Origin of the sequence: Arthrobacter sp. Hiyo1 (genome assembly GCF_001263615.2) — a bacterium.
Classification (GTDB): domain Bacteria; phylum Actinomycetota; class Actinomycetes; order Actinomycetales; family Micrococcaceae; genus Arthrobacter.
Map to the genome: position 1 here is coordinate 280697 of NZ_DF952474.1, position 888 is coordinate 281584.

Here is an 888-nt window from a genome sequence, read left to right on the forward strand (position 1 = left end):
CGACGACGACGACGCGAAGGGGAGTGCCGTCGTCGGGAAGGGTGGCGTAAGGGGTACTCATGCGTTGGCTCCCTGGTAGCTCTTGCCGTTGAAGAAATCGTTGGTCTCGTAGCGCAGCAGTTCAGGGTGGGCGCGCTCGGGCCGATCGGTGACTGCCCATTCGACGGCGTTGGAGATGACCCGGCGGACGTCCTTGTGGTGGTAGACCGGGTAGTCCTGGTCGCCGGGGCTGAAGAAGAAGATCTTGCCGTGGCCGCGGCGGAACGTGCAGCCCGAGCGGAAGACCTCGCCGCCGCTGAAGGAACTGATGAACACGAGCTCCTCCGGAGTGGGGATGTCGAAGAACTCGCCGTACATTTCCTGCTGATCGATCACGATGGGGTGCGGCACGCCCTTAGCGATGGGGTGGGTGGGGTCCACAGTCCAGACCAGTTCGCGGTCCTGCTCACTGCGCCAGCGCAACGTGCATGAGGTGCCCATGAGCTTGGTGAAGATCTTGGACCAGTGCCCCGAATGCAGGACGATCAAGCCCATCCCGGACAGGACGTGGCGGTGCACGCGCTCGACGATCTCGTCGTCCACATCACCGTGGGACATGTGCCCCCACCAGGTGAGGACGTCCGTGTTGGCGAGGACTTCTTCGGTAAGGCCGTGCTCGGGCTCGTCGAGGGTGGCGGTGCGGACGCTGGCCTTGTCGCCGAGGTTCTCCTCGATGCCGGCCTTCACGGCCCCGTGCATGCCGTCCGGGTAGAGGCGGGCCACCAGTTCGTCGCGCTTTTCGTGCCGGTTTTCGCTCCAGACGGTGACGCGGATTGGTTCAGACATGGTTTCTCCTTGAAGGTTAGTGGTTTGGTGCCCGACGGCGGTGCGGAGCCGCGGGCGGCGAGC

Annotated in this window: 1 protein-coding gene; it reads right to left on the reverse strand. The window is 64.6% G+C overall.

The window, feature by feature from the left end:
* Positions 1-57 precede the first annotated feature (57 nt).
* Positions 58-825 (reverse strand): ThuA domain-containing protein, encoded by a 768-nt coding sequence (locus AHiyo1_RS18625; protein WP_059389540.1) that lies wholly within the window; start codon positions 823-825, stop codon positions 58-60.
* Positions 826-888 lie beyond the last annotated feature (63 nt).